The organism is Devosia sp. P2_G7 (genome assembly GCF_056403495.1).
The window spans coordinates 24302-33699 of record NZ_JBFUFI010000021.1 but is presented as its reverse complement, the minus strand read 5'-3'; the positions used below and the strand labels follow the sequence as shown (position 1 = coordinate 33699).

The window sequence follows — 9398 nt, the reverse complement described above, 5'->3', positions numbered from 1 at the left end:
GCGACCGCGCCCGTGTGGGTGACGGGGGCAGAATCGCATGGGTGCGGGAGTGGGGGGATTACTTCGTGCGGATTTTCTTTGATGCGGCAGTTGTCTCCCTCCCCCGTTGCGGGGAGGGATCAAGGGTGGGGGGTGCAACACGCTCCGGCAGTGCGTGCGGCCGGGTGTCGAGCTACCGTGCCCCCAACGTCCCCCCTCTTGGAATTTCTAAGGCTTAGCGAAGAAGCCAAGCCCAAGAAATTCCATTCTCCCCCGCAAGGGGGGAGATGAAGAGGGGCCGGTGCCCACGTCACCCTGCGCGCACCTCATACATCTCCGCGATCAGCCGCAGCGCCTTCAGCGCGCGGCCGACCAGCGGCTCGGCGTCCCGGTTGCTGATACGAGCGTCATCCGGCCAGGTGGGCAGCCAGTCGGTGCGGGTTTCGCGGGCGGCGGCGCGGCGGGCGAGGTGGAGGATGGTGGCGATTTTCGCGGGGTCTTCCCGCTCGAGCCATTCGAGCCGTCCGTTCGGGGCCCAGAGCAGCCCGGTCCAGCGCTCGAGCTCCTCGATCGCCCAGTCGAGGCGCTGCCGGAGGCGCGGGGTCGGCACATGGCGCTTTGCCCGGCGCGGACGGCGCCGGCGATGCGGTGGGGTGAACGGGGTGGCTTCGGGCATGAAATATCCTCGGTGATCAGGACCACCGAGGATAAAGCCGCCTTCGCCCGCGGGGATTGATCCGGCAGCCGCCTCAGTGGCGGAGCTTGCCGTCTTCTTCTTCCTCGAACAGCTCGGCGTTCGCGGCGTCGGCCGACAGCCGGACCTTGTCGCCCTCGACGCTGGCGACGAGCACGCCCGGCACGTAGTGGTGATGATCCTCATGGGTGCCGCCGGGGGCCTCGGCCTTGGTCAGCTTGATCCGGGCACCTTCGACCTTGTCGACGATCCCCACATGCACCCCATCGGCGCCGATGACTTCCATGTGCTCACGAATAGAGGAAAGGTTCTGCATGGGACTGCTCCGTTGTTGGTGGAGCAGGGGGAACGCGGGAGGGGTGGGATGGATGCGGAACCGTTCCACTTGCAGACGTTCGACAATCGGAGTCATGTATTCGCTCGGGGCAGGGGGAATAAATGACATTTAAGGATGATGTCGCCGATCTGGCGAAGCGTGCCATTAGTGCGCAAGCGATAGCTCAAACAGAGGAAGCCACTAAGAACGCCATTGTGATGCCGTTCCTGCGCGTTCTCGGATTTGATGTATTTGATCCAACGCAGGTCATTCCGGAGTACGTCGCCGATGTCGGCCTGAAGAAGGGCGAGAAGATCGACTACGCCATCAAGATCGGTGGTCAGATCGAGTATCTGGTCGAGGCGAAATCGGTGTCGGTCAGCCTGCGCGACGCGCAGTACAGCCAGCTGTTTCGGTATTATCACGCCTGCGATGCGAACATCGGCATCCTGACCAACGGGCTGCAAATCTGGTTCTTTGCCGACCTTGAGGCGCCCAACAAGATGGACGCCAACCCGTTCTTCAAGTTCGACCTCCTGTCCTATGACGACAACGACCTGCGTGAGCTGGAGAAGTTCCACAAGAACAACTTCGCGATTGAGAACATCAAAGCGGCGGCGTCGTCACTGAAGTACCTGCGCGGCGCGATGGCCTTCATCGAGAAGCAGTGGGCCAACCCCGATGAGGAGTTCGTCCGGATGGTGGCTCGCGACTTCTACGAAGGGCAGTTGCGCGCATCGGTGGTCGAGACGCTGAAGCCAATCGTGAAGCGGGCGTTCGACGACCTTTTCCGCCAGCGCGCTCTGAAGCGGATCGATGTGGCGTTCGACGGCGGCAAGGACGAGAAGCTCCCGGAAGTGAACGAGGCCAAGGTCGAGACGACCGACGAGGAACTACAGGGCTTCAAGATCATCCGCGCCATCGCGGCGGAGGTGGCGCCAGTGTCACGGATCGTGATGCGGGACGCGCAGTCCTACTGCGCGGTGCTGTTCGACGACAACAACCGGAAGCCGATTGCGAGGCTGCACTTCAATGGGAAAGGGAAGTTTGTGACGGTGTTCGGGGCAGGTAAGGAGGGGACAAGGCACGACGTAGCGGGAGTAGAGGATATCTTCACGCTTCGCGACCCCATAAAGGCGGTGGTGGCGGGATACCTGTAGTGATGCTGGAAGAAATTACACTATCGCAATGGCTCGGCCTTTCCGTCGTTGGCGCGCTTGTCGCAGCAATCGGATCGCTAATTGCAACGATCGCAAAGGACTTCTTCTTCGCGCGCTCTCTTGAGCGCTGGAAGCGCCACCAAGATCGAGTGGCCGCCTACGACCGCTTCCGCGATCCCCTAGCTGCATCTGCGGTGGAACTGGCCAATCGGCTGCTCGAGATAATTAATCAGAACCCGACGGACTATCTGTCTCGGCCCATGTTTGATCTCAGACCCGACCGTCAGATTGGTAACGACGCGTCGGACCCCTACTATATGCACTACAAGATGGTCAGCACTCTATATAGATTCGCGTGTTTCTTCGGCTGGCTAGAACTCTACAGACAGGAGACCACATTTCTTCGAATTGGTGACGAGAAGCGCACACGTGAATTGCAGGAGGCGCTAACCTCGGTGCGGTCCGATATTGCGGATGGTCACATCAATACGCACGTGAACTGGGAGGAGTGGCATGATGCGCTGATCTTTCGCGAAGAGCTTCGCGCTATCGGTGAAGCCATGATCGAAGAACGTGGGGGGACGCGATCGATCATGGGATACGGCCGGTTCAGAGATGGCGTGGAAGGCGACGATCAGCAAATTCATCGGCTGTGTCGCATCATGCTCAACTTTATCGCCGATCCCAAAGGGGATGGCCGGGATTTTCGGCATGAAAGGCTGGTCCGGCTATTGGTTCACTTGGTGCAGCTGGTGCGCTTGATACGCCCAGAGATCGTGACGGATCGACTGAACTCCGCCAGCGATAAAGCCTTGGATTCACAGACTGCCTGGCCCCAGCCAAAGATTGGATCAGCGACAGCCTGAGAGCTACACCGGGGCCTTCAGCCCCGGACAGCTAGCGCGCCCACCTTAATGGGAACGGTGGACGCGAGCCGATACCGGCATTCCTCCGTCGTCTTGACGATCACTAGGATCATTCGTCTTCCTTGCCCAACCCTGGAGCTCCTGGAAACGATACCCATGTCCACCCAACCCTCCACCATCGACTACATCCTCGAACAGCTCGCCGACGCCGGGTCCGTCTCCGCCCGCAAGATGTTCGGCGAGTACGGGCTCTACTGCGACGGCAAGATCGTTGCGCTGGTCTGTGATGACCAGTTCTACCTCAAGCCGACGCCGGAGGGCCGGGCCTTCCTTGGCGACGCGGCAGACGAGCAGCCGGCCTATACCGGCGCCAAGCCGAGCTTTCGGATTGCCGGCGAGCGCTGGGACGATGCGGACTGGATGGCCGAACTGGTGCGCGTGACGACTGCGGCTTTGCCGATGCCAAAACCCAAGGCGAAGAAGGGCTCTTGAAGGTCAGTCTAGGGCACTCGAGTCACCTTAACCACAGTGTCACCCCGGCGAAGGCCGGGGCCCATCCTGAGGGGCTTCGGCGGAGCACAGCTCGCACGTCACCTCGCGGCTAGCGTCGTCCGTCAGCGGGGCCGTTATGCGCTTCACTGCAGCATCTCAGGATGGGCCCCGGCCTTCGCCGGGGTGACGCCGTGGATGGGGGAAGGTGGGTGCCCAATAGAGCGCCTCAGGGGAAAGGTCTCAGTGCGCTAATGCGCCCCGTCCCAATCCCGTGCCGCGGCGGCGTCCACCTTGATCGGCACGCTCAGCCGCACTGCCGGTTCGCTCGCCATTTCCATCGTCTTGACGATCACCGGGATGGCGCCCTCTTCCTTGCCCTCGTCCACCTCGAAGATCAGTTCGTCGTGGACCTGCAGCAGCATCGTGGCGTCGACGCCGGCGGCTTGCAGCGCCGGCTCCATGCGGATCATGGCGCGGCGGATGATGTCGGCGGCGGAGCCCTGGATCGGGGCGTTGATCGAGGCGCGTTCGACGAAGCTGCGCTCGGCCGGGTGCGATGAGTTGGCGTTGGGGAAGTTCACCTTGCGCCCGAAGATGGTCTCCACATAGCCGTCGGCCTTCACCTTGCGGCGTTGCTCGGCCATGTAGTCCTGGATGCCGGGGAAGCGGGCGAAATAGGTCTTGATGTACTCGCCCGCTTCCGAGCGCTCGATGCCGAGCTGGTTGGCGAGGCCGAAGGCCGAGATGCCGTAGATGATGCCGAAGTTGATCGCCTTGGCGCGGCGGCGGATTTCGCTCGGCATGCCCTCGACCGGCACGCCGAACATTTCGGACGCCGTCATGGCGTGAATGTCGAGGCCCTCCTCGAACGCATCCTTCAGCGCCTGGATGTCGGCGATGTGGGCGAGGACGCGCAGCTCGATCTGCGAATAGTCGGCGCTGATCAGGATCTTGCCCTTGGGCGCGACGAAGGCGGTGCGGATCTTCCGGCCATCCTCGGTGCGCACCGGGATGTTTTGGAGGTTCGGATCGTTCGAGCTGAGCCTTCCTGTTAGTACCGAGTGCTGCGAATAGGTGGTGTGGACGCGGCCGGTGCGCGGGTTGATGTAGCTGGGCAGCGCATCGGTATAGGTGCCCATGAGCTTGGTCAGCTGCCGCCAGTCGACGATGGTGCGGGCGAGCGGAATGCCCTGCGTCGCCAGCTCCTCGAGCACATCCGCACCGGTCGACCAGGCGCCGGTCTTGGTCTTGGTGCCGCCGGGCAGGCCCATGCGGTCGAACAGGATTTCGCCGAGCTGCTTGGGGCTGCCGAGATTGAAGTTGGAGCCGGCGAGCTCATAGGCCTCGGCTTCGAGCGCCGCGGCGCGCTGGGCGAAATCGCCGGAGAGGCGCGAGAGGATCTGCCGGTCGACGGTGATGCCGCGGCCTTCCATGCGCGCCAGCACCGGCGCCAGCGGCCGCTCGATGGTCTCGTAGAGGCTGGTCATGTTCTCGGCGACCAGCCGCGGCTTCAGCACCTTCCACAGCCGGAAGGTGAGATCGGCATCCTCGGCGGCATATTTCGCCGCGTCCTCGATACTGACCTGCGCGAAGGTCTTCTGCGTCTTGCCGGTGCCGATCAGGTCCTTGATCGACATGCCGGCGAGGCCGAGCCAGTGATCGGAGAGCTCGCCCATGGTGTTGAACTGCGGGCCATCGAGCGAATAGCTCAGCAGCAGATTGTCGTCGAACGAGCGCACCTCGATGCCGTAGCGGTTGAGGATGCCGAGGTCGTATTTGACGTTGTGGAAGAGCTTGAGGATCGAGCGATCGGCGAACAGCGGCTTCAGCTGCTCGAGCGCGGCGCGCAGGTCCATCTGCCCCTCGGCCATGCCGCCGCCGAAGATATCGCCTTGGCCTTCGGTATGGCCGAGCGGCAGGTAGGCGCCGTTGCCCGGGGCGGTCGAGAACGAGATGCCGACGAGGTCGGCGGTCTGGTTGTCGAGGCCGGTGGTCTCGGTGTCGGTGGCGACGATGCCGGTGGCGTAGGCGTCGTCGATCCAGCGCGAGAGGTGCGCGGCGTCGCGGATGATCTCGTATTTCGAATGATCGAGCGGGATCGCCTTGATCTTTTCGTGCTCGAGCTTGGCATGCAGCACCGGGGCGGAATCGGCGCGGCCCTCGGCGCTCTGCCGCGCAGCACGCGCTTCGGCCCGGGCATTGTTGTCGAAGCCCACCGGCTCGGCGGGCTTCGCCGCCAGCTCCGGATCGGCCGGCCAGGCCTCGGGATCGGCATCGAGCAGCACGCCGAGGCGCTTCGAAATAGCGAAGAACTCCATCGCCTTGAGGAACGGGAAGAGTTTTCCGGGCTCGACCGGCTGGCGCACCAGGTCCTCGAGCGGCAGCTCGACCGGGGTCTCGCGGTTGAGGGTGACGAGGCGCTTCGAGATACGGGCGAGCTCGGCGTTCTGCTCCAGCGCCTCGCGCCGCTTCGGCTGCTTGATCTGCGCCGTGTTGGCGAGCAGCGTCTCGATATCGCCGTAGGTGTTGATCAGCTCGGCCGCGGTTTTCACCCCGATGCCGGGGACGCCGGGGACATTGTCCACCGCATCGCCGCAAAGCGCCTGGACTTCTATGACCTTCTCCGGTCCAACGCCGAACTTTGCATAGACTTCATCCGAGCCAATCCAGCGCAAAGGCGGCTGTCCGGGGCGCGGAATGGTGTCGAGCAGCCGCACCGAGCCATCCGGCTCCACCAGCTGCATCAAGTCCTTGTCCGACGAAACGATCGTCACCTTGCCGCCGGCATCACGCGCCAGCGCGGTGTAGGTGGCGATGATATCATCGGCCTCATAGCCCTCCATCTCGATCGAAGGCAGGCCATAGGCGCGGGTGGCGGCGCGGGTCAGCGGAAACTGCGGCACCAGCTCTTCCGGCGCCGGCGGCCGCTGCTGCTTGTAGTCGGCATAGATCTCGTCGCGGAAAGTCTTCGACGAATAGTCGAAGATCACCGCCATATGCGTCGGCTTATCGTCCCCCGACAGGTCCTCGGTGAGCTTCCAGATCATGTTGCAGAAGCCGATCACCGACCCCACCGGCAGCTTGTCGCTCTTGCGCGTAAGCTGCGGCAGCGCGTGAAAGGCCCGGAAGATGAAGCCTGAGCCGTCAACGAGAACGAGATGCATGAAACGATTCCGGATGTTCGGGGCCGGACCTTAGCCGAGAAGCCGCCGGGGATGAACCCTGACGAACGCTGACACGAGACTTGCACCGCCGCGGCGAGCGAGGGCATGGTCCGGCCAGGAGTCTGGGAGTTGCCGTGACTAAACAAGCGCTGGAAGAAGCGGGGTATGCCGGGCCGGTTGGAGTGTTCGACGCCGAGGAGTGCGCGCGGATATTGTCGGGTTTCCGCGCCGAAGTGGGCAGGCCGAAGACCTGGATGAAGGGTTGGGCCGCCGCGAGCCCGGCCTTCCATCGGGTGGCGACCGACCCGCGCATCCTCGAGCTGATCCGGCCGGCGCTCGGCGACGACATCGTGCTCTGGGGCGCTTCGCTGATCGTCAAGGCCGAGAGCGACGTCCACCCGTTCCACACCGACGTCGAGTCGATGACGCCGGAAGGCGGGTTCGCCACGGTGTGGATCGGGCTCGAGAACACCGACCGCTCGTCGGGCCTCAAGTTCGTGCCCGGCTCGCACCGCTATGGCGTCACCATCCAGCAGCTGAACCACCGCGCCGGCATCAAGCGGGAGCACAGCACGGACGAGACGACGCTTGCCGCGGCGCGCCAGCACGACGCGGCGGCCGAGATCGTCCAGCCGGAGGTGCATGACGGGCAGGCCCTGGTGTTCGATGGTCGCATCTGGCACGGCTCGCACAACAAGACAAAATCTGTGCGTACGGCGCTGCTGATCCAGTATGCGCGGGCCGATCGCCCGGTACGGATCCCGAAGGGCTTCAACTGGCCGGTGGAGTTCCACCGCTCCCGCAAGCCGCCGGTGGTGGTGGTCAGCGGCAAGGGCCAGCCGGGGGTCAACCGGATCGTCCGCGCCCCGCGACGTTCCAAGGCTATCGGCAACGGTGCACACCTGTTGCCGGGCGTCTCGGCAGCGGTCGGCAAGGACTTTGCCTCGTTCCCGCACTTCTGGGGCGGGACCCCGGCGGTCAGCGACATCGAATGCCACAGCTCGATCCTTGCGCCCGGCGCCAGCCCGCATCCGCCGCACCAGCACATCGAGGAGGAGATCCTCGTCGTCGTGGCCGGCGAGGCGGAGCTGCACGTTGCTGACGATGCGGCGGAAACCACGAACGCCGAGCGCGCGCGGATGGGGCCGGGTGACTTCGCCTATTATCCGGCCTATGTGCATCACACGCTGGCCAACGTCGGTGATGGCCCGCTGCTCTATACGATGCTGAAGTGGGTCAACTACGGCAAGCCGCGGGCCTCCCGCGCCGCGCCACGCGCCTTCGTCAAGGCCGGCGACGCGATACGATCCGCCGAGCCGGGGATTGGTAGACCACTATGGCAGGTGCGCACTCGCTGGCTCAGGCGGCTGCAGGCCCATGCCAGCATGCTCGGGCCGGGCGAAGGCTATGAGCCGCATGCCGATCGCTATGACGTGGCAATCGTGCTGCTCTCGGGCAGCGTCGAGACGCTGGGGCGCCCGGTGTCGGCCCCGGCGCTGCTCTATCATCCGGCCGGCAAGCCGCACGGGATCCGCGCGATCGGAACCGAACCGGCCAGGTACCTGGTGTTCGAGCTCGACGGCCGGCCAAGTCCGTTCGCCGGGCTGGCCCGGCTGCAACACCGCCTCGGCAGCAGACCGCGGCGCTAGTCCGGCCTGCGCGCCACAGATTGCATTTCATCTGCGCCTCCCCATCTCTTCGTCATCGCGATGCTGGGGGCTTGGGATGCGAGCAGCTGTCTATCGATCGTTTGGCGGGCCGGAAGTGGTGCGGGTGGAGGAACTGCCCAAGCCGCTGCCGAAGGCCGGCGAAGTGCTGGTGCGGGTGCATGCCGCGACGGTGAGCGTCGGCGACTACCGGATGCGCACCCGTGACCTGCCCAAGGGGCTCGAGTTCTTCGGTCCGCTGACCATCGGCATCTTTTCGCCGCGGAAGAAAATCCTCGGCATGGACTTTGCCGGCACCATCGAGGCGGTGGGCGAGGGCGTGACGCGCTTCAAGGTGGGCGACGACGTCGTGGGGCTGACGGGCATGAAGTTCGGCGGGCACGCGGAGTATGTGACGCTGAAAGAGACTGAGGCGATGGTGCTCAAGCCTGAGGGCTGGAGCTTCGAGAACGCCGTGGCGCTGGTCTTCGGCGGTCACACCGTCGCCGAGTGCATCCGGCGCTGCACCATCAAGCCGGGCGACGAAGTGCTGGTGAATGGTGCGTCGGGCGCCGTCGGCACGGCCGCCGTGCAGGTGGCCAAGTATTTCGGCGCCACGGTGACGGCGGTGACCAGCGGCGGTAACGCCGAGCTGGTGCGCTCGCTCGGGGCCGACCACGTCATCGACTACAAGACCGAGGATTTCGCCGCCAACGGCAAGCAGTACGACGTGATCTTCGACTGCGTCGGCAACGCGCCGTTCGAGCGGGCGGAGAAGTCGCTGAAGCCCGGCGGGGCGCTGCTGCTGGTCATTGCCGACCTCAAAAGCATGCTGCAGGCCGGCAAGAACAGCCGCAGGAGCGGCAAGCGGGTGATCCCGATCAGCTTCAAGCCCAAGCCCGAGGATGTCTCCTTCGAGATGGAGCTGGCGGAAATCGGCGCGATGCAGCCGGTGATCGACCGGACCTACGAGCTCGATCAGGTGGCTGAGGCGCACAGCTATGTGGACACGGGGCGCAAGCGCGGCAGCGTCGTCCTCAGGCTGGCAGCAGCCTGAGGTGCTTCGTGCCGGCAATCATGG

8 protein-coding genes are annotated in these 9398 nt (G+C 64.4%); 5 read left to right on the top strand and 3 right to left on the bottom strand.

Annotation, left to right across the window (positions count from 1 at the left end; all coding sequences use genetic code 11):
• Nucleotides 1-289 precede the first annotated feature (289 nt).
• On the bottom strand, nt 290-655 hold the full coding sequence (locus AC1DWU_RS22610; protein WP_477152276.1) for a hypothetical protein: 366 nt from the start codon (nt 653-655) through the stop codon (nt 290-292).
• 73 nt (nt 656-728) lie between these two features.
• Nucleotides 729-989: a DUF2171 domain-containing protein gene (locus tag AC1DWU_RS22605; protein ID WP_477152275.1), complete on the bottom strand. Its 261-nt coding sequence runs from the start codon at nt 987-989 to the stop codon at nt 729-731.
• Between the two features lie 122 nt (nt 990-1111).
• Between AC1DWU_RS22605 and AC1DWU_RS22600 the strand changes: the two genes are divergently transcribed.
• From AC1DWU_RS22600 to AC1DWU_RS22590, 3 genes are all read left to right on the top strand, one after another.
• Nucleotides 1112-2149, top strand: a complete 1038-nt coding sequence (locus AC1DWU_RS22600) for a type I restriction enzyme HsdR N-terminal domain-containing protein (RefSeq protein ID WP_477152274.1) — start codon at nt 1112-1114, stop codon at nt 2147-2149.
• A gap of 2 nt (nt 2150-2151) precedes the next feature.
• Complete coding sequence (locus AC1DWU_RS22595) at nt 2152-3015, top strand: hypothetical protein (RefSeq protein WP_477152273.1); 864 nt, start codon at nt 2152-2154, stop codon at nt 3013-3015.
• Between the two features lie 156 nt (nt 3016-3171).
• Nucleotides 3172-3507 (top strand): TfoX/Sxy family protein, encoded by a 336-nt coding sequence (locus AC1DWU_RS22590; protein ID WP_477152272.1) that lies wholly within the window; start codon nt 3172-3174, stop codon nt 3505-3507.
• Nucleotides 3508-3755: 248 nt separating this feature from the next.
• Here AC1DWU_RS22590 and polA read toward each other — a convergent pair whose 3' ends face one another.
• On the bottom strand, nt 3756-6671 hold the full coding sequence (gene polA, locus AC1DWU_RS22585; protein WP_477152271.1) for a DNA polymerase I: 2916 nt from the start codon (nt 6669-6671) through the stop codon (nt 3756-3758).
• Between the two features lie 134 nt (nt 6672-6805).
• Here polA and AC1DWU_RS22580 point away from each other — a divergent pair, with 134 nt between their 5' ends.
• Both AC1DWU_RS22580 and AC1DWU_RS22575 read left to right on the top strand, forming a co-directional pair.
• A complete protein-coding gene (locus tag AC1DWU_RS22580; protein WP_477152270.1) occupies nt 6806-8320 on the top strand; it encodes a cupin domain-containing protein in 1515 nt (504 codons plus the stop codon).
• Between the two features lie 76 nt (nt 8321-8396).
• Nucleotides 8397-9374 (top strand): NAD(P)-dependent alcohol dehydrogenase, encoded by a 978-nt coding sequence (locus AC1DWU_RS22575; protein ID WP_477152269.1) that lies wholly within the window; start codon nt 8397-8399, stop codon nt 9372-9374.
• Nucleotides 9375-9398: the final 24 nt, after the last annotated feature.